The organism is Candidatus Symbiothrix dinenymphae (assembly GCF_001431085.1).
On sequence record NZ_BBRU01000394.1, the window covers coordinates 1 to 457 of the forward strand.

The window sequence follows — 457 nt, forward strand, 5'->3', positions numbered from 1 at the left end:
TATGAGTACGCCAAACATATCCTGTTCGGAAATTACGAGGGCGGCAATTACATCAACCCGTATGCCGAATCGCTGAAAGGATATAAGGATTACAGCACCAACACCACTTCCACACAGTTTGAGGTGAAACAGAACTTAGACATGCTCACCAAAGGCTTAAAAGTCAGGGCTATGGTGAACATGAACCGTTTTTCGGAATTTACGATAACGCGTCAATACAAGCCGTTTTTCTATAATTTAAGCACCTATAATTTAGTGGACGATTCCTATATCCTGCAGCGTTTAAATCCCACCGGCGGCGATGAAACCCTTGGTTATGATCCGCCCACCCAGAACGTCAGTACCTCATTTTATCTGGAAACGGCTGCGGAATACAACACTGTGGTGAACGACAAACACAGCCTGAATGCCTTGCTGGGATATATCATGCGGCAAACAAAACAAGGCGGTGCCAAGA

1 pseudogene is annotated in these 457 nt (G+C 45.3%); it reads left to right on the top strand.

The features are described 5' to 3' along the window. Positions 1 to 457, top strand: a pseudogene (locus tag ASC50_RS04510) (SusC/RagA family TonB-linked outer membrane protein); the annotation flags it as partial.